This is a genomic window from Pontibacter sp. 13R65 (assembly GCF_047525655.1).
Taxonomy (GTDB): domain Bacteria; phylum Bacteroidota; class Bacteroidia; order Cytophagales; family Hymenobacteraceae; genus Pontibacter.
The window spans coordinates 1-23,183 of record NZ_JBLIQL010000031.1 but is presented as its reverse complement, the minus strand read 5'-3'; the positions used below and the strand labels follow the sequence as shown (position 1 = coordinate 23,183).

The following is a 23,183-nucleotide window of genomic DNA, read 5'->3' as shown; positions in this document are numbered from 1 at the left end:
CCCCCTCTTCTGCTGAGCATTTATGATTGAGCAGTAAAGACTTAGCAGAAGAAGCTGATGCACCAAGGTTTGGCTGCCGGGGTGCAGCTGCTTAGCGCTTGCGTGTCAGGTAATCTTTGGCGCGGTTATCGGTGAGCAGTTCCCAAATGGAGGCTACCGTCCAGCCTGGTGCGAAGTGCAGGTTGTAGAAACCTTTGCCGAAATGGCCGTAGTCCCACTGCGTGTGCTGCACCACCTCTGGGTAGTAGCCCTCTTTGGCAATATCCGCCATATGCCCCGGGTAAGGCAGCAACTGCTCCCGCATGGAGGAACGAATAACATCGGCAAAAGCAGCAAAGCGCTTTTCTCCGGTTTCCTGCGCCAGCCATTTCAGTACTTCATCGAACTCAAAAATAAACACATCGATGTGGTTGTTCTCTACCGACACGTTGCCCCAGCCCCGGCTTTTGAGCCCGACATCGCCGAGCATCTGGCCGGGCGCAAAAGGGACATCCCAGGTATAGTACCAGGAGAGGGTAAAATAAGCCACCTGCTGCGCCAGCTTTTTGTACCGCTCCTGCTCTTTACCTTTTGTTACCATGGCCATATAATACAGAGCCGTGGCAGCATAAAGCGAGGCCTCTTTGTCTTCGCAGTCGGCATCCAGGGTGGAGGAGAAATAGTCTGATTTGGAGATGATTTCCTTTTCCTGGTAATCGATTACTTTGCGCGCTGAGTTTAGGTATTTGGTATCGCCGAAGTATTTATAGGCCATCACGAGTGGCAATACAGCAGAGGGAGAGCTGCCGCCGGTGGGGTCTACGAGTTGCAGGTCGCCTTTGAACTTGCGTGGGTAGTGTCCGTCTTTTTGTTGCAGCTTCAGGATGTTGGCCAAGAGCCGTTTTATGTTCTTCTCCCATTGCGGGTGCTTCCGGCCATTTCGTTTTTCATAGTCGAGGTAAAGCAGGGCCGCATATATTCCTTCTGACTGCCTACGGATGGAATAAGTTGTTTCTTCGGTGTTGTTCTCCATATCCACCACTTCCCTGAAAAAGCCGGTTTCGGAGAAGCCGTGCTGCTCATAGCTGTCCATCACGTTCAGGGCTAACTGGCGAAGTTCAGCATCCTTATGCTGCTCTGCAAACTCCAGCGCATTAAAGGCATTTAGCAACACCCGTCCGATAAACCCGACTTCCAGAATCTTCAGCTTTTCGCAAAGGTGTGTCTGCAGGTGAATGCCGGAAAAGCCTTTCAGGTTGCCCGCCTCTACATAAGATTGAGTGTAAAATTTGGTCAGAATGCGTTTTATTTCTTCGTCTGTCAGCTTGTTGTCTGTAACGGGTTTGGGCTGATACATATCGTAGGAGCGGGTCCAGATCTGCTTCATGTAGTCGGCATAATCGGCGGCGGCAAACTTCATGAGCTGGTAGTTCAGCGTTACTTTTTCGCCACGCTTCAGGTGCAGAAACGATGTTACCGGATCGCCAAGGGTGAGTTTGCGGTAGTAGCTGTGGGGAGCCTCCTGGTACGGGTACGCAAACGAAAGGTAGGCTCCTCCGTTTTCTTCGCCAAAACCAACAGCTCCCAGGTCGGAATGCCCACTCAGCACTACTTCGCCATGACTGATAGGTGCCAGCGCTTCCCGCTCCAGTTTATCCACACGGGCCAGTGAGTAACTCTGCTTTTGCTCCTGATCATAGATTCCAACTAAAGGAGAGCTGAGTCTGTCTTCGCGCACGATCCAGTTTTTGCTGACTCTGGCCGATGGGGCTTTGTCGGGGGATCTGAGGTTTTTGCGGTACCAGAAGCCTGGTAGGTACAGATGGGAAGTATCATAGTTGATGCCGGGAGTCTTAAACTTACCCTGCAGACTGAAGTAGGAGTCTTGCAGTGCTTCTACAGTGATGGTTAAAGCCACATGATCTGCTTCCTGTTTTATGTTCTGGCTTACGCTCACGGTCAGCTTATTTCCGGCCTGCAGTTGCTCCTGCCCTTTCACCGGTTTCAGGTCGTATGCCTGCGCCGGATTGCCGGGTTGCTTCAGCAGCAGCTTATAGGTTAGGTTATCGGTGAACTCTTGCTCCAGGCTTTGTGCCAGTAAGTTTGTTGCTGAAATACTAAGCAAGAAGAGCACCAGCCCAACTTTTCTGTACTTAACCTGCCGCACGGCGGTAATTAGCATTTCTTCTAAGATCTGTGTGTTCATCATACATGATTATGGCTACTGAAGTAGGATGTTGTACGTGTTTAGAGTCAGTTTGTCAGCTTAAGCATACTGCTTTTATCAGCCAAATTCTTTTAATAAAAATGGCCTTCCGGAGGCTTTTTCAGCTGCCATCAGCCCAGGGTTAAGATACTAAACTTTTTGTTGATATACTGCTTTCAGGTGTCATAGATAGCACTGGCTTATTATGTGGCCTTATATCATTTCCGGAGGCGAAACAAAAGGCCTTGACATTGAATCTCAACATCAAGGCCTCATCCTATAAGTGCTTGAATTGCCTCCGGAAGGCCATTTTCACTAAAGTAATTGTCTAGAGTAAAACATAGTTATCTTATACCAAAGCATTATAGTTACCTCTATACCGGCTCCTTAAAAGGCCTCTTCTATAAGCTCTTTGTTTATAAAGGCGCCCGCTTTAGTACCTTCTGCTACGGCATTGGCAACCGATCTGAACATGGTGGCGTTGTCGCCTGCCGCAAAAACTCCAGGAACGGTAGTTCTGCCAAAGCCATCCACGAGCAGGAGTCCTTGCTCTGTTAGCTCGCAGCCCATTTGTTGCGGAATGTTGCAATGCTGGGCAAAGGCAGGTCTTGCAAAAACAGCTGCTACTTCTTTTCTTGTACCATCGTGAAACACTACCTGCTGCAGTTGTCCGTTTTCTTGATCAAAGGAGCCTATTTCCTTCTCAATAACCTCTATCTGGTAAGAAGCGAGCTTTTGCCTTTGCTCCTGTGTTAAGGTAGCCGGCCCATTGGTAAAGAGCGTAAGCTGTTTCGACCAGTTACTGATTAACCGGCAAAACTCGAAGCCCATGTCGCCGTTACCAATCAAGCCGATTGGCTGGTTTCTTACTTCGTAGCCGTGGCAGTAAGGGCAATGCAGAACAGAAATACCCCAGCATGCAGCAAAGCCTTCTATGGGTGGCATCTGATCTGTTAACCCAGTGGCAAAAAGCAGCTTTTTTGCCTGAAAAAGATCTCCCGCCTGTGTTGTAATCTCAAAGCCATGTTCTGTTTCCGCTCCCTTTGCAGCAAGCCCATCGTAGAACTGAATAGTATCATACTGTAGCACCTGTGCTTTTGCCTTTTCGGCTATTCGTTGGGGTGTTTCCCCATCCTGCGTTAAGAAATTATGAGAGTGAGGTGTCTGCCTGTTGCAGGGCTTTCCACCATCTATCACCAGCACTCTCCTGAGCGATCGCCCCAATGCCATGGCAGCGGCTAGTCCTGCATAACTTCCGCCAATAATAATTACCTCGTAGTTGTTATGGTCTTTCATTTGATTTTGTTTTATGATGGTTACATGAAAAATACTGCAGAGCTTTTCTGTTATGCTGCACTAGTGCCAGTTACAGCAGTAGAATCTGTTTCTTACTCAGTAAAAGTAGCTAAATTTTATTAATTGCAACATAGTTGCAATTAATAAAATTTAGCTACTTTCCTCCTCCATTCTGATTCAGTTCCTCTCCAATTACAAACTCCAATTCTTCTAATGAAAAAGGCCTTCCGGAGCTAAAATTGCTCACAGAAGGCCTTGGATAGCCATGTCTTGAAATGTTAGTTTACCTCCAGATCGTTTTTAGATGGCAGTTTAGGGAATTTGGCGTGTGGCTCGGTTTGGTACCAGTACACCACCGAGCTTATGTCGGACTTCTGTGGCAAGTAGCGGTGCTCGCTTCGCCAGCCCAAATCCTGAATGGTTACGCGCAAATCTTTGTTAAACCGGATCGGGTCCATGATGTGCCAGCGGTACATGCCAAAGCGCTGCTGCGATTCGTACAAGCCATCCGGCCTGATAACCTGGTGCAGGCCTGCATGTGCTGTAGAATATTCTTCGTATTGCTTTGTCTTCTTATTCTCAAAGTTATAAGAACCCAGAAAATAGTCTTCGGCACCGGTGCCGTTAATAGTCGGGAACTTCTTATCGCCATCCATGTAAAACTTAATCTCACCTTCGCCCCACCAGCCTTTGTTGTTTACCTGCCAGGCCATGTACGTGCCCACATAGTGGCCTTTGCCTTTAATACCATCTATCAGGGTGTATAGAGAGCCTTCGGTTGGGTTACTCCTACGGAACTGTGCATGAAAATAAGCGGCATCGTCGGGAACCTGAGTCAGGGTATAATCCACCTGGTAAAAGAGGTTCATGCGCTCGGAGCTGATGTTCTCCATGGTAATGCGGCACTTGCGACGGAACGGCATTACCCAGTAGCAGTTAAAGGCGCTCCCGGGGTTTACTTGTACTGGCATCGAGTTGAGGGGAGCATACTCGCCCCAGCCCATGCCAAAAAAATCGCCAACGGGCACCTCCACTGATGGCTCCTTCTCATCGTCCCAGTAAAAACGCATAATGGAGTAACGCCAGTTGCCGGTGGGCGTCATCCAGATGTGCTGTATGGCTCCCGGCCCCTCTATCTCTGCCAGGGTAATGGTTTGGCCACCCTCGATCCAGACAAATGGGTTTACCTTCCAGCCCAGGCCCAACTCGCGCGCCTGGTGCCCGTGCACCCCTTCCTCCAGCGGGGTCATGCCTCCCTTGCCCTTCTCGCCTGTAATGTTCTCCGGACTGATAGACCGTGTTTCGGCATCAGACAGACGGAACAGGTTTCCCATATTCATTTCCAGGCCATTGAAATTACCCGCTTTTTGTGCCCAGGAGGCAAAACTGAGAAAGCAGCAGAAGAGGAGAGTAAAAATCTTTCGCGTCATTTTTTCCAATAGGTTAAGTAGTAAATATTCTTCAGAAGTTCCTTTCTATACCAAAAGGCATACAACCTAATAGGCAGTCCACATCAAATAAAACCACATAAATGCTATACTGTATTTCTATTCTCAAACCTCGCGTAGCACCAGCTATTTTACCCGCTCTTATAGTTTTATGTAACCAAAGGATCTGAAAAATAAGGTAGTGCCCTCTGCAGCATGTGGTCCAACAGCAGGAAGTATACTTAAAGTTAATTTTTACGGGGAATACTAACAACCATTGGTTTATAAAATTAACGCTCTGCAACACCACATTGCACTGGCATCATCAGGCTCCCAAAATAAAGAAGGCTTTCTGAAGGTTTTGATTTCCTCCAGAAAGCCTTACAGGAATAGCAGTTACAAACAAGAGCTTACCACTTGTTATTTACTGATACTTGTTACTTTTTATTTGTGTCGGTATCCTTTACAGAGTGTTCTATCTCGCTTTTAATTTCCTGTGTAGCGTCTTTGAACTCACGGATTCCGCGGCCTAAGCCTCTGGCAAGTTCCGGAATGCGTTTAGCTCCGAAGAGCAGCAGAATAGCGATCATGATCAAGGCAAGTTCGGTTCCACCTATGCCCCCAATAAAAGCGAATATTGTTGTCGTTATCATAAAAATATTGTTTTAAATGTTGTTTAGCTTGTTGAATTACCCTGCCCATTCAGGCACGATACACTTACCTGCGCCTATCGGCCCACCTGAAGTAAAACACGAGCAGGGTGAGCAGGAACAGAAAAAGAAGAAGAGATAGTATGCTCATGAGCAATGCCATTAACCATAAGCTGGACGAAAAAATGTTTTCCGGGGCACAGGCTGCAAACTGTTCGGTGCCAAGCAAGTAGCAGGATCAGGAGTTAAAGCAGCAAAAAAATGGGAAGCCCTTCAGGCACATTACCACAGCAGGTAGCATGTTAGCTAATCCCTACCATACCCGGAGTCAGGTGAACGGGGAAAAGAGCCTAGGGGGCGTTGGGTTGAATGGTAATAGGAAAGAGCCGGGCGAGCAACCCTGCACCATAGCACCTGGCTCGTCCGGGAGGTAAGTCCTCATCGGAGGGAGCTGAAAATGAATGGAAAACCGGCACCGCCTCCTCATGATGCAAATCGAACAGGAAATTAGCGGCCAAGGCATCCTGCGGCACGTGCAGCTCATTTATAAGCAAGCTTGGCACTTGTAATGCACTGCTGTTCTCGCTTACCTGGCTGGTAGCTGGTTCCGGAGCGTCTAAAAGTTCAGTACTGTATCCAGCGGTTTGCTGCCCGTAGAGCAGGAAGCCCCAAAGCAACATTACAGACAGAAAAACACGCCTGTAACAACCGGATATAGTTCTAGTTTTTATCATGATGTACGTACTACCAAATGTACTGCTATTTTTAAGTTAAAGTAAATAACCAGAAAAATAATCTTACCTGGAGTGCCTTTTGCAGCATATCAACAAGTAGCCAGTTGTTCTACCGAATGCAGCATCTTGCAAAAGCGTACCCCGGCTAACTATACCCTGCTGAGTTACTGAGACCCAAACAAGCTAAAACAGCTCCGGAAGGCCGGTTTTATTAGCAGAATATACCTTTGCTGCTAAGAGCGAAAGTAATTCTGCTAATAAAACTGGCCCTCCGGAGGCATTTTTGGGTTGCGGCCCTATAGACTTTGGTAGCGCTAAATGGCTAGAACGTTGCTTCCGCTAACCTAGCATCGTACACTTTAATGCCGGGTACGCAGGTTACAAACTGGCAACCCCATTCCTGCACATATTTCAGCTGCTCCATTACTTCGTTTTTAAGGTTCCAGGGTAAAATAATGATATAGTCTGGCTGAAACTCGGCAATTTTGGCTTCGTCATAAACCGGTATATGGCTGCCCGGCAAAAACTTATTTTGTTTAGATGGAGCCGCATCTACCACAAACTGCAAAAGGTCGCAGCCTTTAATGCCGGCATAATTCAATAAAGTATTGCCTTTGGCAGCTGCGCCGTACCCTATTACTTTTTTACCTGCTCTTTTCTGCTCCAGCAAAAAGTCGAGGAAATCGTATTTTATTTGGTCTACCCTCTCCTGGAAGTTTTCGTAATAGGCGGTGGTTGTAACACCTGCCTGCTCCTCTTTCTGCAGCATAGCCGCTACCCGAGGCGATATAGCTTTGCTCTCATCAGTCTGGTGTTTAGCAAAAATCCTGAGCGAACCGCCATGTGTCGATACTTCTTCTACATCGAACAGCTCCAGGCCGTGTGCCCCAAAAATTTTCTGCACCGTAGTAAACGACAGGTAAGAGAAATGCTCGTGGTAAATAGTATCGAACTGGCAATCTTCTACAAGACGCAGCAAATGCGGAAATTCCATTGTTATAACACCATTCTGGTTCAATGCTACTTTCAGGCCTTCCACAAAATCGTTGATGTCGGGTACATGGGCCAGTACATTGTTCCCGATCAGCAAATCGCCTTTTCGTTTGTTATCGGCCAATTGCTGTGCTGTGGCAGCTCCAAAATATTCTGTAAGCGTGGGTATTCCCTTTAAAATGGCAACTTCAGCGGTATTGTGTGTAGGCTCAATGCCCAGTACCGGCACCCCTTGCTCTTTAAAGTGCTGCAGCAGGTAGCCGTCGTTCGAGGCAATTTCGATTACAAACGAGTCTTCATTGAATTTAAAACGCTCCATCATGGCCGACACATAACGCCTGGCATGCTCCACCCAACTTTTAGAGTACGACGAAAAATACACGTACTCATTGTTAAATATATCTTTGGCTTTTTTGTATTCTTCTATTTGCACCAGGTGGCAGTTGTCGCACACGTAGGTTGTAAGCGGGTAATAAACTTCTGGCTCGTTAAGCTCTTTTTCAGTAAGAAAAGAGTTGGATGGAGGACAGTTAACTAAGTCTACAAATTTATTATGAAGAGGTTTTTTACAGAATCTGCAGTTCATCTTTTTGATATTCTATTGTTATGTTATAAGGAATTTGTCTGTTTACCGCAGGAGGCGGTGTAGCAGTATACCTATATAGCCCTTGCATAAACCTGTGCCGCTACCACAGCAGCAGGTGCAGATAAACAGAGTAAAGCTGGTAGGATAATATGTAGTAGGATAAGTTTATATTATTACCTGATGCGCCTGAAAGCAAACTACACAACCTGATTAGCTGGCCGTAACCGCCCCTGCTTGACCACTGATTTGGTAAGCAGAAACAGGCAAGCCAACTGGAAAGCACAATTCTCTTCCGCGCGTGACATAAGTCACGTGAAATGGCTACCAGAAACAAAGCTTATGAACTAAAATGCACTTTGAGCTGCTGAAACAGCAGGTAAAGTTTAGGATAAGATTGATATTGAGAAGATGGCAACAGTACATGCCAGCTTACTTTTTGCAGTACGCCAAAAACAGAATGCTTTAAGAGCGCCTGAAACAGGAATTCTGTATTACTTTCCCTCTTCTCCTCCTCCAATTTTTTCTCCAGCACCAGTTCGGTCTCCAGATTCTCGTCGGTTTGTTTTGTAGAACCATACCTGTAGTAGTAACTCAAGATGATAGCCAAAAAGAACAGCAGCGTTGTAAACACCACCATTATTTTTACCATTAACTTGTTAGCAGGCACCATGAATCTCAAAAAAGAAGGAAGCTATAAAAAGTAGAAATCGAAAGTAGATTGAAGATGCTGTTTTTACGCGGGCGCATTAAAAACGTTATTAGAGCATTAGAATATAATAATATTAATTAAAACTTTTCAAATCCAGAACACACACAAGGCATTGTTTATCAGAAGGATTATAAACATTAAAATAACATTAAAAAATCTCTGCCAGTTAATTTAATAGCTAGCAGGGAGGCAGAAATCACATCTGTTAAGCAGTAACCTTCCTGGCAGATTCCTCAAAAGGTCAGGTTGGTAAAAAAGTAAGGGAAGTTTCTTTTATAGTTTTGTAGTAGGAGCTGGAGGTATAGGCTCTCGACTGCGGAGGGCTATACCTTCGGCTACCGATGACGGTATTTGGTAAAAAAGAACGGCAATGATGAGAAGGGAGCTATTGGTGAGCGGGCAGCAGACACACAGAATAGCCCCAGGAACCAATGGATGACACCTGAATTCAGAATAATTTCACCTTGCCTGCTCCTAGCCTCCGATTTGCAAATAACTTCTATTTCACAATATAGAAAACCTGCTCCACGGGCTCTGCTGACTGCAGCTTTGGCTCCACGCTGCTACCGTACTGCCAGGCTACCACCGTTACTTTTATCGGGAACCTGCTGCTCTTCGGAATTTTAGTGAACCGGAGCTCATTGCCTACTACTACGGCTGGTCCTTCGCGCACATAAAATTGCACGGGTACTTTGGCACTGGAGCTAGCGTTCAGTAGAAAAGAGGCATTTTTTATTTTGTTCACTCTCCAGTTGGTGATTTCCGGGAAGGTAATTTTCTGACTAGCACCATCTTTGTGCTGCAGAGGAATTTTAAAATTGGCTTGCTGCACGGCACTTTTGTAAGTAGAGTCGCCGGGGTGGCTAGCCAAAAGCCATACCTCATTGGAACGCTTAGAATTGTTCAGGCCCATGCGGTTAAACCTGATCCGGAACGTGTCCTGCCCCACCTGCTCCACGGGCCCGGTTATCCTGGATATCGTAATAGCGCCTTCGGCATGCCCCAGCGGAGAACCTGCCGGGAGGTTCGTCCATTTTGCTGCGTCCTTGTTTCCTGCCGGTACAGCTTCCAGAAACGTTGCCTCCGCTCTAAAACTCTGCCCATCTTCTAAGGGAATAAACTTTAGCTGTACCTCCGCATTCGATTTGCTTTGCGGCACCACCTTTTCGTTCTGTACAAACCCCAGCAGCTGAGGCTTTTTGCCCCGCATCCGGGCGTAATGGTTTTCTGTAGCCGCTGCCATTTCCTTATCGAAGTACCAGAAGGCATCTTCAGGCTTACCTGTATAGCTGGCATATGGTGCTGCAGGAATGGCCAAGGTAGTATCCTGGCGCCATCGATCAGCAAGCCAGCCCTGTACCGGGTCTACCGGCTTTAGCGGAAAAGGTGCATCAACAGGTGCTCCCGAAGGCAAGCGTTGTTTGGCAGCCTTCCGGATAAACAGGGCCAGGTAAGACACCAGTTCGTCGGAGTAGTCGAAGTGCCCGCGGCCTGCATCGGCCAGCAAAGACAGAGGCGCAGCAGGGTGTTTTTCGCGGTAAGCCAGTGCAGGCGCCATTCTCGCCTCCTGCCACTCATACTCCCCTAGTACCAGAAGCCCGGGCACACCTTCTATGCTGCGGTCTTCCCATTTGGGGTTGGGGCTGCCACTACCTGTTGAGCTTGTAAGCGGCGCATCGCCTTTTATAGAGAGCATGGCCAGGGTACGGTCGGGGTTCCAGGCGCCAAAGTTCCAGGGGAAACTGGCAGCGGCAGCGTGGCCTATGGGCACTACCGGCGCAAAGGCCAGCTCCTGATAACCCGATACTTTTGCCAGCGCCTTCATCATTACATCAAAATGATCGCCGGCCTTTCCTTTATCGAAATCGAACACAAAGTCGAAGCCTGGGCTCACCCATATCTCAGCAATTCCCAGGTCAGCCAACTCCTTCCGGAAAATCGGGTGCTCGAGTATGCCTTCTTCGAGCATGTTATGCTGCCCTATTACCACGGCCCGCACACGCTTGCATGTGGGCGGTATCCACAAAAATGCGCGTGGGTGGCTGTTTGTTTCGGCGGAGGTGACACTATCTATCGAAACGGACCACTGCCACTCCTGGGCAAAACTGGCGCTGCGGAAGCAAAACAGACAAATAAAGAGACTTATAACTAAATAGAGGGATTTCATGCTGTGGTAAAGTGTTTGATTATATGTAAGCCCAGGAGCCGTTGAAAAGCCGGCCCCCAAATGCACACCAAAGAAACTACAAGAGGCACTCGTGGTAAAACTATTACAGCGCCTTCGCCTGCTCAGCATACGCAGGAAAAGGCGAAGGCGCTGTAAGAACCTGCTTTCCTCGTTTCTGGTTTCAGTTGCCAATATACAATATATCGGGCACGATGCCCAAGGTTGTAGCGCTTGCTGCCTGTACACCATACAAGCGCCAGTGGAAATTATTCTAGTAAAAACGGCCTTCCGGAGCTTATAGAGGCTTCTACTTGCCTTAGGCATTCTTTTTGGCGCCTTTCTTAAAATCAAGCATGAATTGTTGCTCCTGCAGTCCGTTTCTGGTTTTGCCGGATGGCTGCATACCAAAATTGTCCGGCAAAAGTTAACCTAATGCGGCAGGAGAAGTAAGAGTAGGCTGTGAACAGGTTCATCGACATACTCGGAAAACTCGGGCTAACGCTTCAGATCTTTAAGACTGCCTTTGCAGCTGCTCTGTCTTGGTTTGTGGCAACCAACCTCCTGCACTCCGAGTACCCTTACTTTGCCGCTGTTGCTGCCATTATTACGGTGCAGGTAACTGTTGCCGACTCCGTAGACAAGGCAACCCAGCGCATTGTTGGCATTATAGGGGGCGTGCTCCTGAGTATGCTGCTCGGGCATTGGTTTAAGATAAGCGCCTTCTCTATTTTCTTTATTATTCTTATCGGCATGGCTATTTCCAAAGCCTTCCGCATGAACCCGCAGATCATCTCGCAGGTTGCTATTAGTTCGTTGTTAGTGCTGGCATTTGGGCAGGCCAAGGCGGGCTATGCCTACGAAAGAATATTTGAAACAGTACTGGGCTCAGCCATTGCGGTACTCATCAACGCCCTTATCGTACCGCAGAATGCGGTGCCTGATGTCGAAAAAAGTATTCTCTCCTATAGCAAACTCTCTGCCGACACCCTCAGCAGCCTAACGGCCTTGCTGGGCAGGTTTGGCGACAAAATTAAAACAGGACGCTCCGAAGTAGATGCCCTGATAAAGGAGGCTAAAGCGTGTAGAAAGGTGCTGGATCTGGCCGAACAAAGCCTCAAATACAACCCCTTGCTCACCCATAAACGCGAACGGCTCAGCCAACTGGCCGAGAGCATTGTGCAGCTCGCAAGCATTACCATTCAGATCAGGGGTATACGCAGGAGCCTTGCCGATTTGCAGCTAAACCAGCACCCGCCCTTAGAAGAACCTTATGTGGAGCAACTAAAAGTAAGCATGGAGGCAACCGCAGCGTGCATTGCGGCCTATGGTCAGGCTGCTGTACATGCCTCTGCCGAAAATCTGGAGCACCTGCAGGCAACAAACCGAGAGGCCCTGGAAGCGCAGGATCGTTGCCTGCAAAGCCTGCACAACCGTACGCCCAGAGTGGTGCTGCGGGACATTGGAAGCATTTTGACTGATTTAGGACGCATTGTGTCAGAAACCGACATTGAGGCTCAGGCAGCACTCAAAGCACAGGCCGTATAGTCAAACATCAAAATTAGCCTCCGGAAGGGCAATTTCATTTGAATAATTTGGTTTCACCAACATCACGCTATTAAGCTTCATTTCTTGCTGAGCATCTTATGGCTATTCCGTTATGCATAGCTCAGGAAAAAGACTTACTTTTAGGGCATCCACCACTCCTGCTTTTGGTAGCAAGCAGGCACGCAAAACACGCCATTTTTCTGATAAAGCATACTGTAGAAAACCTGAGCTATGAGTAGTGAAAACCTGAACCGTTTCGACCGTATTGTAGCAATCCTTATTCATTTGCAGTCTGGGCGGGTTATTAAGGCGCAGGACCTGGCAGAGCGATTCCATGTAAGTTTGCGCACTATTTACCGCGATATCCGTTCTTTGGAAGCATCGGGCGTACCAATTACAGGAGAGGCAGGCATTGGCTACTCTCTTTTGGAAGGGTATCGTTTACCTCCTGTTATGTTTACCCGCGAAGAAGCCGGCAGTTTTGTTGCCGCCGAAAAGCTCATGCAAAAGTTTAGCGATAAAACGCTGGGTGCCTATTATGAGTCGGCTATGTACAAGGTAAAGTCTGTGCTGAGAGGCAACGCCAAAGACCGGGTTGCCGCTCTGGAAACACAAATATGGGTGAACTCCGACCAAGACCTCTTTAATAAAAATACACCCGATGCACTGGACGTATTATTCGACTCCATTGCCGAAAAAATGCAGGTAAGCCTGCAGTATCAGTCGCCAACAGCAGAGGTGCCTACCAGCCGCACCATAGAGCCGATCGGGTTGTTTAACGAAAATAATTTTTGGTATGTAATGGCCTTTTGCCACCTGCGCAAAGACTATCGCCAGTTCCGTATTGATAGAATGCTGCACATAAAGCGTACGCATACTCCATTCACAAAAGAACACGGCAACCTCGAAGATTACCGAAAAACAGAAGAAGACAAAGCGCCTAAAACCAAGGTGGTAATCCGGATGCAGAAAGAGATTGTAAAGCACATCGCAAACGGGCGCAAATACTTCGGTTTTGTATCGGAAAAAGCGACAGGAGACCAGGTAGAAATGACGTTTATGACCTGCGACCAATATGAGGGCCTGGCGCGTTGGTACCTGATGTTTGCCGACTCAGCCGAAATTATAGAGCCAGAAAGTTTAAAAGACCGCGTGCGCAGGCTCTTGGAAAAAGCCACCAGTAACTTGGCAGCAAAAGAGGTGCTGCTGTCTACTTAATCCTCCAGCTCCACACAGGCAAAGCCTGCCTTGGTTACATTTTCTATAATGACGGCAGGCTGCAGTAAAACGGCCTCGACCCGGAGGATGTGGTCGCAATCCTCCAGGTCGAAGTTCCATTTTTCATTCCTGTGCATCAGCTTATCTAATATCGGTTTTACTTTTCTGGCTTTCTTGCCTGTCGTAACCGATGTTTTAAAGACTAGCACTGTTTTGTTCATACTGTTCCTGAATTATCTTTCCCAGAAGTATGGAGGTTCTATACCAAGGGCGCGCAAAAATACATACCCTTGCGCTCTGTGGTGGATTTCGTTATCGATAAAGTAAAAGATAGAAGACCAGACGGTACCTTCATATTGGCCAAAAGTCACGATCTTCTCTTTAAATTTTTCGTCCGGGATCTGTGCCCAGTACTGGTTAATTTCAGCTGTTGTCTCGTCCCATGCGGCCAGTACAGCGGCCTTGGTGTTTAGCTGGTCAAGGTCTTCTTTCAGCTCCTCTGTGCTGCCGGTAGCTATCTGTCGTAGTCCGGGCGCGGCAATAGCCAGCAGCTCTTTTACCATAGCCGCAAACGGACGCATGCCGCCCACAGAGAATTCAAAAAAATCTTTTTCAGGAAAGGCTTCTATTGCCCTGCGAGTCAGGCTGCGGTGGCCTTGCCAGTGGTTTAGCAGGTCAGAGGAAGTAATAACCGAGGGTGTCTGGTTTTCTGCGATTGTTGTGTTCATAACTTAAATTTTGATTAGAGATTTACAACTGATACAAAGCTACAAGCAGCACATGACAACTGTCTGTCAGTAGGTTGTAGAATATTTTCAGAAAATTTCGGATTTCATTAAATGTAGAAAGTTCTCAGGCTGAGCAGCGACAGGAGGTCTATAAAGAAGGAAGAAACGTCCTGATCTACCCATGCCTTCGCTCAGGCAAAAACACCTCCGGAAGGGCATTTTCATTAGCATAATTTGACAGGAGGCAGCAGCAGACTAATAGATCAGAAAGGCAAGCGCTACTTAGTCATTACCAGCAAATTTTTCTAATGAAAACGGCCTTCCGGAGGTAATTTGAGCTATTGTAGGCACAGATACTTTTTCCTGACAAACCTTTGTAGACCTATTTTCCTCTAGTCAACATTATTTGGCAGTAAATTTTCCTTTAGTTTTACAGTTTCGAAGGAATAAAACAGGAAAGCAGCACCTACCGCTGCTTCAGTTTATATCAGATTTATGGAAGAGTTAGATGAAATAGACAAATCGTTGTTGCGCCGCTTGCAGGAAAATGCAAAGGCTACCACCAAAGAGCTGGCTGCTGCCTTGGGCTTAACTATTTCGCCAGTATATGAGCGGATCAGGCGCCTGGAAAAAATGGGGTACATTAAGCAGTATGTGGCCGTGTTAAACAAAGACCTGCTGAACAAACCCATTACCACCATTTGCCAGGTTTCTATGCGGTACCACAACGAAGCTTTTATAGAGAAATTTGAGCAGGAAGTGCAAATGCTGGAGGAGGTGCAGGAATGTTATCATATGGCAGGACAGGTAGATTTCTTGCTGAAGATAAACGTGGCCAGCCTGGAAGAGTACCATAATTTTATTCGATACAAGCTTTCTAAAATAGACAATATTGGCGTACTCAACAGCACCTTTGTACTAAAAGAAATAAAGCGCACCCTTTCTTACCAGATATAGCGGAGCACCTTGCCGGTGCTCCTATTGTTTGGCTGCTGTCTGGTATTTTGCCGCAAGATGCAGGAACATGTCGGCTGTTAGGCGGGGCAGGTCATAAGCCGGCTGCCAGCCCCAATCGGCTTTGGCAACGGCATCGTCTATAGAGCGGGGCCAGGAATTTGCAATCTCCTGCCGGAAATCGGGTTTAAAGTGGCACACAAAATCCGGGTAATGTTCTCTAATGGAGGCCAGCAAAGCAGCAGGCGTAAAGCTAAGGCCAGCCAGGTTGTAAGCCGATCTCACAGAAATTTGTGCAGCAGGTGCCTCCATGAGTTCTATTGTTGCCCGCAAAGCATCCTCAATATAGATCATCGGCAGCATGGTATCCTGGCTTAAAAAACAGGTGTAGGCCTCTCCGGCAATGGCTTTATGAAAAATATCAACTGCGTAATCGGTTGTACCGCCTCCCGGCATAGACTGGTGACTGATTACTCCCGGATACCGCAACGATCGCACATCTGTCTGGTAGCGCTCATGATAGTAGCTAAACCACTTTTCGGCAGCTACTTTGCTAACACCATACACCGTTGAGGGGTTAAGGTTTACATCCTGCGGAGTGTTGTTTTTTGGGGCATCTTTCCCAAAAACAGCAATCGAACTAGGAATAAATACTTTAGCCAATGCCTGCTCCCGGGCCACCTCCAGCACGTTGAGCATTGTCTTCATATTCAGTTCCCAGGCCCAAACCGGGTTAGCCTCTGCTTTAGCCGAAAGCACGGCTGCGAGGTGGTAAATCTGGGTTACCTTATATTTTTTCACTACCGATGCTATGTCAGTTGCTTGTGTGGCATCTAACTGCAGAAACAGTTCCCTCTCCTCTTTCGGCAGATGCAAATCAGAAGCAATTACATGGTCGTTGCCATACACAGCCTGCAGCTCTGGTAACAAGGCGGTTCCTACCTGCCCGTTTGCCCCTATCACCAAAATGGTTTCCTTTTTCATAAGCAAATAACAGCTTTCGATATTCCTACGCAAAGGTACAATAACAAGCAATTTATCTAATATCAGGAATGGAACAAGCTAAAATTCCTGTTTATGATAGAAGTATAAGAAAATACTATTGATTTATATATGTTATAAATCGAAAACAGAAAATTTTTCTGATTTGACTGACAAACGGATTTACTGAAGAGAATAAGGGGTAACTGTGGGCACAGTTGCCCCTTATCTTTATTGACAAAGCAGCCTTTTTAGCTCAATCCCAAAAGTATGAAACAAGCAATTGAGTGAAACGACTCGATAGATACCATACACGTCAGCAAAACTCGTCAATCACCCTAAAAGGCTCTTTTCGATACACTAATTTGCTCGACAGACTTCGTCTCCAATACTATTTTAATATCTATTAATGGCACCTCGTATTGGCTTTCGCCCCTAACACTTTCCGCACACAAGCCTGCAGTTGCGGCAATACAGGTAAAACACAAGTCATTTCTTTGGACTATGTATTGTTTGCAGGCCGCTTGTTAACTTATTATAACCTAACCGGGTTGTGAGCATCAAATCCTTAATATTTATAGCCTTTAATTTTAAACCTTTGGTTATGTTCACTTAAACAGAAGGAAATATTGCCACCCTAGCTTTGTGGATTCTTAACAACCACACACAAATCAACACAAATGCGAAGGTTTTACTTATTACTTATGTGGTCATTTCTCCAGATGGCTATTGTTCCACATGTACTTCTGGCTCAGTCTCCCATTACAGGCAATGTAAAAGATCGTCGAACCGGAGAGTCTTTACCTGGAGTAAGTATAGCAATCAAAGGAACTACAACAGGCACTGCTACAGCAGCAGATGGTTCTTTTACGCTTCGTTTTCCTCAAAATAAGACCGAGGTTACCTTAATCGTACGCTTCCTGGGGTACACAGGGCAAGAACTTCCTATTACACAGGATGCAACCTCCAAGCCGCTACTTATTGCTTTAGAAGAAGACCGCCTGCGACTAGATGAAGTTGTAGTAACAGGGCAAGGTATGAATATCAGCAAAAGGCGGCTATCTACAGACGTAGTCAGTATTGGAGAGAAAGAACTCAAAGATGTGCCAGCCTCCCGTATCGATCAACTACTACAGGCTAAACTGCCAAATGCCCAGATAAAACTAACAGGAGGCCAGGCAGGAGCCAGCTCAATAGTTCGATCAAGAGGTGTAACCTCTGCTTTCAATAATTCTACACCTATTATTTATGTAGATGGTGTAAGAATGGATAATCTCAACACTAGGGCGGCTATCGGGGGAGGAAGCTCTCAGGGAGCTGCTATCAGTGCCATGGCCGACATTCCGATGGATAACATTGAACGGATAGAGTTTATTAACGGTGGTGCTGCCACTACACTTTACGGTTCTGACGCCGCCAACGGAGTTATTCAGATTATTACCAAAAAGGGTGGGTCAGAAAAAACAGAGTTAACCCTAGATACACAGATGGGTGTAGAAACATCTACCAATGATTACTTGTTTTTCGATCGTACAAAAGAGCTTTTGTTTCAGAATGGATTTTATCAGAAGCACAATATAGGCTTAAGTGGAGGCCAGGGAGGATTTGGCTACAGCTTTTCCGGAGGCTACACTAAAAGCACAGGTGTACAGATATCGGATAACAACAGCAACGAACGCATCGATTTACGCACGGGCTTCCGGGCAGGCCTAGGCGACAAACTTACCTACGAGAGCTCCTTTAGCTTTATCAACAACAGCTACAAGCGTAACCGCAATGGTAACCAGGGAGGATACACCGCATTATGGTTTGCTGAAAGTGGTGCATCTGCCATAACAGGACCTCAATTTAATCCAGACATAAATGCCCAGTCTCCGGAAGAATTCGAGCAAATGAAAAGCTATGTGGCTGAAGCCGAACGACTGCAGAATAACAAAATTTCAGTTAACCGCTTTCAGACATCGCAAACATTCCGGTATAACCCGTTAGAGAACCTTGTATTTAAGGCAACGGGTGGTGTCGATTATCGTGTGCAGAATGATAAAGTGGTACAGACAAACCAGTACCTGTCGCATACAGGAGGAAAGCCAGTAGATAACCAGGGAAGCATTGTGAACTACGACCGAAGGTTTTTTGGTCTGACGCTGGAGCTAAATGGGCAGCATGAATTTAAGGTTAATCAATTTTCTTTTGTAACCACAGTCGGAGGACAGTTATTCCGGAACGAAGATCAACAGGTGGCTTACCGAGGAGAAAACATACGCGATGGCGCCCTTACCATAAGTGGTGCCGCTGTTAGAACAAGCGATGAGTTCATATTGGACGTAGTAAACTATGGTATTTATGTGCAGGAGAACATCGGCTTTAAAGATAAGGTGTTTCTTGACCTGGGAGTGAGAGGTGATGGCAACTCAGCTTTCGGGAAAAACATTGGCACACAATATTATCCTAAAATTGGGTTCTCCTACATACCAAGTGCTGAACCATACTTCGACAATATTGCCTCCATAGTTTCTTCTGCAAAAGTGCGTGGTAACTATGGCATTGCCGGCAATTTCCCTACTCCCTTCGCTAACGACAGAACCATAGCGTTTACAGGTTTCCTAGGAGAGCAGTCCGCAAGCTTTGGTCAGCCAGGTAACAAAGACTTAAAACCAGAGAGAGTAGCCACCTTCGAGACCGGAATAGACTTGGGCTTTGTAGGAAACCGCATCATTTTATCAGGCGGCTACTACTACTCTACCACCAGCGATGCTTTATTCATGGTTCCACCTGCCCCTTCTACCGGTGAGTCTAATCAGCTTAGAAACATAGGCGAAATCAGAAACAAAGGCTTTGAGTTTAAAGCTACCGTAATCCCAATTGAAACGAGTGATTTTACTTTAAGCGCTACAGCCTCGCTTAATACATTAGACAATAAGGTAGTGAGCTCGGGAGGTGCGGCTCCGTTTAACATCAACGGCTTCAGCGCCAGAACGATCCAGACAGTAGTGCAGGAAGGCTATCCAATTGGGTTCCTGAGAGGAAACTACGGCTACTTTAATGCGGAGGGAGTATTGGAAGAAACCGAGGCACAGCAATACTTAGGCACTACTATTCCGAATCTGTTCGGTATTTTGGGTGTTAACCTCCGTTACAAAAAGCTCGCATTTTTCGCAAACGCAGATTATCAGAAGGGCGCCTACGCCAGCTCATTCGACAGGCAGTTCAGGTTTAACTACGGTGCCAGCAACGAAGGCATTCCGCAGGCAGAAATAGACGCAAACAAGCGCACAAACTGGTTGAACTTTACCAACATGTTTGTAGAGAAGACCGATTTCCTGAAAGTGCGAACAATTGGTTTAAATTATACCCTGAAGCCACAGCTGTGGCATGGTGCCGTGAAGAATCTGGCAATCGGTTTCACTGTAGTAAACCCACTCAATTTTGCAGCCTCCAGCTTCGATCCAGAGACTACTATTAGTGGTAGTGCTCAAGGCCAGGGAGGTGCTACTACAGGAGGCATCTCTTATGCTACCTATTCTGCACCACGCCAGTTCCTAACTTCTTTAAGGCTTAACTTCTAATCCGATTATTCATGAAATTTTCAACAACCATAGTATCTATTGCCCTATTTGCAGGAATCGCTTTAGCCGGATGTGAGCTGGTAGAGGTAACCAACCCAAATGTGACGGATGAAGTCTTTTTAGAAACATCTAACAGTTCCAAAACCTGGTTAAACGGCCTTCGCCGGCAGTTAGCTTCTACCATGAACCAGGTAGTAGTTAGCACAGAACTCGTATCAGACAATTATTTTAATAACCGGACACTTAGCAGTAAGGTATTTGACATACCTCAGATAGAAAGCTACGACTTAGATGTAAACAACCTGCAAAAAGAAATTCACCGACTGCGCGAGATGGCGGAGTATGGCCTGGATAGAGTAATTCCTGCAGATAAATCCGCTACAGATGCTGACATGGCAGAAATGCTGTTTTTAAAGGCATATGCGCACCTACTAAGTGGTGAGCTGTTTGTAGCACTTCCTGGCACTGCCGGAGGCCCTGTACTAACTCCCACGCAGCATTTAAATGAAGCTATTACCGGACTAAATGCAGCTATTGCACATCATCCAGATCAGGAAATGAAGCAGAGCTACACCCTCCTTAAAGCCAGAGCATACTACAGCCTTGGAGACAAAGCCAATGCAGTAAAATATATTGAAGAGGTTTTAGCAAATAAGCGCCTGCTCTACCAGGTAAAGTACGACGGTGTAAACGGTATGCAAAACAGCATGCAGACATTCCTTTTTTCCTCTACTTATAATGAGTTTGCTCCTTTACCCCGCTTAGATTTTCTGGATCCTAAGTACTTCCATCAAACTACCATTACTGCCGATCAAAAACCAATTGCTATAGTAAAGGCGGAAGAAGCCTATCTGATTCTGGCAGAGGCGGCAATAGCATCCGGTGACTTGGCAGGTGCAAAACAAAGCCTCCATAGCTTATTAACTGAAGTGGTAAGCCAACGCCCTGTGGTTATGCTGAACGACAGCAAAGAAACCCGTAATGGAGGCAACAGAACGGACTATCCTTTAACTGAGGTATTGGTAAAGTTCGACCCTGCTAATGAACCTAAAGAAGGTTATGTGCTGGATCGCAGCCTGGGCGACATCAAAGCTTATCCTGTTTCCGGCACAAAGGTAACAACTGAGGATATCGACGGAATTAGCAATCAGGATGAAGCGCTATACCTGTTATACCGTTTGCGTCAGGAAATCTTCTTTGCAGAAGGAAGAAGGATGACAGACCTCGGTATAAAGTTCCCGATTTCAGAAACGGAAGCTTTAAACAATTCTCATGTAACAGCAGCTCATCAAAAAGCTCAACTTCCATCCTATATTCCTCTAGGCCGTGGTATGGATGATTTTACCTATGATCAGCAGACCAAGGTGGTTACCATGAAGTACGATATGAACCAGGTACTGGTGCAGCACAAGCAATCTCCTGAAATTTTTCCTTTTATAAATTAACACTATTACTAACATACTGCGGCAGTTAATCTATAATTACCTGCCACAGTAACTCCTTTAACCGATCTTATGAAAAAGACCATACTGCTGTTCTTAACTGCTTTACTTAGCTTTGGAAGTGCTACAGCTCAAAAAGCAAAATATGTTGTGCTCATTAGCATTGATGGGTTGCGTCCTGATTTTTACTTAGATAAATCCTGGCCTGCTCCTAATCTGCAACAGTTAATGGAAGAAGGAATTCATTCGAAGGGTGTGAAAGGCATTTTTCCTACTGTAACTTACCCTTCGCACACAACCATTATTACAGGAGCTCTCCCTGCCCAGCATGGTATTTATTATAATACGCCTTTTGAACCTCAGGGTCCAACCGGGCAATGGTTTACTAAAGAAGAACTTATTCAAACGGAGACACTATGGGATAAAGTGAACAACGCAGGTATGAAAACTGCTTCTGTTTCCTGGCCAGTGTCTGTTGGCGCTCCTATACATTATAACATTCCTGAAAACTTTTCGCTCGATACTCCAGGTGACCGAAGAGGCCCTATAAGCGAAGCTGCTACCCCCAAAGGACTTTTTGAACAGGCCATGAAAGGAGCAACAGGAGAGTTAGAAGCTAACGATCTGAACCTACGATACTATAGTATGGACGAAAACCTAGGAAGAATGGCTGCATATTTGATCCGGAATTATAAGCCAAACTTTATAAGTGTGCATCTGGTAGGTGTGGACGGTGCCCAACATGCCGAAGGAAGACAAGGAAGGAACGTACCCAGAGCAGTTGCCAATGCCGACCATGCAGTAGGTACTATAAGAGAGGCTGTAGAAAAAGCAGGAATAAAAGATAGCACTGCATTTGTGATTGTAGGTGATCACGGTTTCGTAGATATCCACACCAGCTTGTCGCCAAACGTATGGTTAGCTCAACAAGGCCTCATAACAAAAGTAGGTAATGAAGTAAAATGGAAGGCCATGTTTCATACAGCAACTGGGTCAGCATTTTTACACCTGAAAGACAAGAACGACAAAAAGACACTAAAACAGGTAAAAGAAATACTTAACAAACTGCCTGAAGAAGACAGAAAACTTTTCAGAATAATTGAAAAGGAAGAGCTCCAAAAAGTTGGAGCAGCACCCGATGCAGTACTTGCTTTGGCTGCTATTAAGGGAATAGCGTTAAAGCGGGACCTGGATGGTCCTGTGCGTAAACAGGCAAAAGGTGGAGCACATGGCTTTTTCCCCGACTTCCCTGAAATTCAAACTGGTTTTGTTGCTGCTGGGGCTGGTATAGAAGAAGGAAAAACTACACCAACAGGCCTAGAGAATATTGCTCCGTTTGTAGCTGAATTGCTTGGCATTGATTTTAAATTGTCTGCAGATGTTCCTAAAGTTGAAAGATAATTTATAGCTAAGCAAAGACCAAGATTAAAACCTCTTGTTTTAGTGGTGACATAACCATTAAAACAAGAGGTTCTTTATGTCTGTACAAGTTGTATAAGTGAATGCTAACACTCCCAGTGTTTTTGTATAACAATTCCTAATCAGTCACCATGATTTATTTTGCAATCAAGGTCCATTAGCAAAGGCTAGTGGTAATGTCCTATGTTCGCATGCTACTTGTCATTTATAACTTGATAGAAACCAATCGAATGCCTAAAATGCTCTAAACTATACCCCCTTTCGTCTCCTATTTATTAATATGTACTGGCCCCGCACAAGAAGCTGCTCATCAGGAGATGGTATGGATTTCTAGCGGGGCCTGTGGGGGCGGCAGGGCAGGCAGGCAGGTCTTGGTGGGTGTGCCGCCCACTGTAAGGTACCGACTTTGTAGCTGGGTGGCCTTAGGAGCGGGCAGTGGCTGTGGTGATAGGGCTCCCATAAAACGCAGACGGCCCCCGTCCAATTGGAACGGGGGCCGCTGGTTGTTGGGGTTGGCGGCTACCTACTCTCCCACCTGTGACGGCAGTACCATCGGCGCGGCGGGGCTTAACTTCTCTGTTCG

Annotated in this window: 17 protein-coding genes; 6 read left to right on the top strand and 11 right to left on the bottom strand. The window is 46.3% G+C overall.

From position 1 onward, the window contains the following. Positions 1–91: 91 nt before the first annotated feature. The 8 genes from ACMA1I_RS21670 to ACMA1I_RS21635 all read right to left on the bottom strand — a co-directional run bounded on the left by ACMA1I_RS21670 (position 92) and on the right by ACMA1I_RS21635 (position 10,747). Positions 92–2,188 (bottom strand): hypothetical protein, encoded by a 2,097-nt coding sequence (locus tag ACMA1I_RS21670; protein ID WP_337070580.1) that lies wholly within the window; start codon positions 2,186–2,188, stop codon positions 92–94. Between the two features lie 384 nt (positions 2,189–2,572). Continuing rightward, entirely contained in the window at positions 2,573–3,481 is a 909-nt protein-coding gene (locus tag ACMA1I_RS21665) for an NAD(P)/FAD-dependent oxidoreductase (protein ID WP_337070579.1), read from the bottom strand. Between the two features lie 278 nt (positions 3,482–3,759). Continuing rightward, positions 3,760–4,911: a glycoside hydrolase family 172 protein gene (locus ACMA1I_RS21660; RefSeq protein WP_337070578.1), complete on the bottom strand. Its 1,152-nt coding sequence runs from the start codon at positions 4,909–4,911 to the stop codon at positions 3,760–3,762. A 434-nt stretch (positions 4,912–5,345) separates the two neighbouring features. Next, entirely contained in the window at positions 5,346–5,561 is a 216-nt protein-coding gene (locus tag ACMA1I_RS21655) for a twin-arginine translocase TatA/TatE family subunit (protein ID WP_337070577.1), read from the bottom strand. A 347-nt stretch (positions 5,562–5,908) separates the two neighbouring features. After that, on the bottom strand, positions 5,909–6,292 hold the full coding sequence (locus tag ACMA1I_RS21650) for a hypothetical protein (RefSeq protein WP_337070576.1): 384 nt from the start codon (positions 6,290–6,292) through the stop codon (positions 5,909–5,911). A 322-nt stretch (positions 6,293–6,614) separates the two neighbouring features. Continuing rightward, entirely contained in the window at positions 6,615–7,871 is a 1,257-nt protein-coding gene (locus ACMA1I_RS21645) for a class I SAM-dependent methyltransferase (protein ID WP_337070575.1), read from the bottom strand. A gap of 337 nt (positions 7,872–8,208) precedes the next feature. Next, positions 8,209–8,520, bottom strand: a complete 312-nt coding sequence (locus tag ACMA1I_RS21640) for a hypothetical protein (protein WP_337070574.1) — start codon at positions 8,518–8,520, stop codon at positions 8,209–8,211. A 559-nt stretch (positions 8,521–9,079) separates the two neighbouring features. Continuing rightward, positions 9,080–10,747 carry a hypothetical protein gene (locus ACMA1I_RS21635; RefSeq protein WP_337070573.1) on the bottom strand — a complete coding sequence of 556 codons (1,668 nt, stop codon included), beginning with the start codon at positions 10,745–10,747 and terminating at the stop codon, positions 9,080–9,082. Between the two features lie 459 nt (positions 10,748–11,206). On the opposite strand from ACMA1I_RS21635, the gene ACMA1I_RS21630 reads away from it, so the two are divergent. Both ACMA1I_RS21630 and ACMA1I_RS21625 read left to right on the top strand, forming a co-directional pair. Next, the gene (locus ACMA1I_RS21630) at positions 11,207–12,292 is read left to right on the top strand and encodes an FUSC family protein (RefSeq protein WP_337070572.1); all 1,086 of its coding nucleotides are present in this window, start codon (positions 11,207–11,209) and stop codon (positions 12,290–12,292) included. A gap of 231 nt (positions 12,293–12,523) precedes the next feature. Then, a complete protein-coding gene (locus ACMA1I_RS21625; RefSeq protein WP_337070571.1) occupies positions 12,524–13,510 on the top strand; it encodes a YafY family protein in 987 nt (328 codons plus the stop codon). On the opposite strand, the gene ACMA1I_RS21620 is transcribed toward ACMA1I_RS21625, so the two are convergent. Next, entirely contained in the window at positions 13,507–13,731 is a 225-nt protein-coding gene (locus tag ACMA1I_RS21620) for a hypothetical protein (RefSeq protein ID WP_337070570.1), read from the bottom strand. The two genes, ACMA1I_RS21625 and ACMA1I_RS21620, sit on opposite strands and share 4 nt — an antisense overlap. A gap of 12 nt (positions 13,732–13,743) precedes the next feature. Next, the gene (locus tag ACMA1I_RS21615; RefSeq protein WP_337070569.1) at positions 13,744–14,238 is read right to left on the bottom strand and encodes a DinB family protein; all 495 of its coding nucleotides are present in this window, start codon (positions 14,236–14,238) and stop codon (positions 13,744–13,746) included. Positions 14,239–14,733: 495 nt separating this feature from the next. Between ACMA1I_RS21615 and ACMA1I_RS21610 the strand changes: the two genes are divergently transcribed. Continuing rightward, positions 14,734–15,195: an Lrp/AsnC family transcriptional regulator gene (locus ACMA1I_RS21610; protein ID WP_337070568.1), complete on the top strand. Its 462-nt coding sequence runs from the start codon at positions 14,734–14,736 to the stop codon at positions 15,193–15,195. A gap of 21 nt (positions 15,196–15,216) precedes the next feature. Here ACMA1I_RS21610 and ACMA1I_RS21605 read toward each other — a convergent pair whose 3' ends face one another. Continuing rightward, positions 15,217–16,176 (bottom strand): NAD-dependent epimerase/dehydratase family protein, encoded by a 960-nt coding sequence (locus ACMA1I_RS21605; RefSeq protein ID WP_337070567.1) that lies wholly within the window; start codon positions 16,174–16,176, stop codon positions 15,217–15,219. Positions 16,177–16,877: 701 nt separating this feature from the next. Between ACMA1I_RS21605 and ACMA1I_RS21600 the strand changes: the two genes are divergently transcribed. From ACMA1I_RS21600 to ACMA1I_RS21590, 3 genes are all read left to right on the top strand, one after another. Next, positions 16,878–19,739, top strand: coding sequence for a TonB-dependent receptor domain-containing protein (locus tag ACMA1I_RS21600; RefSeq protein WP_337070566.1), 2,862 nt, complete (start codon positions 16,878–16,880; stop codon positions 19,737–19,739). A gap of 11 nt (positions 19,740–19,750) precedes the next feature. Further along, on the top strand, positions 19,751–21,184 hold the full coding sequence (locus ACMA1I_RS21595; RefSeq protein ID WP_337070565.1) for a hypothetical protein: 1,434 nt from the start codon (positions 19,751–19,753) through the stop codon (positions 21,182–21,184). A 69-nt stretch (positions 21,185–21,253) separates the two neighbouring features. After that, entirely contained in the window at positions 21,254–22,582 is a 1,329-nt protein-coding gene (locus ACMA1I_RS21590) for an ectonucleotide pyrophosphatase/phosphodiesterase (protein WP_337070564.1), read from the top strand. The last annotated feature ends 601 nt before the right edge of the window (positions 22,583–23,183 follow it).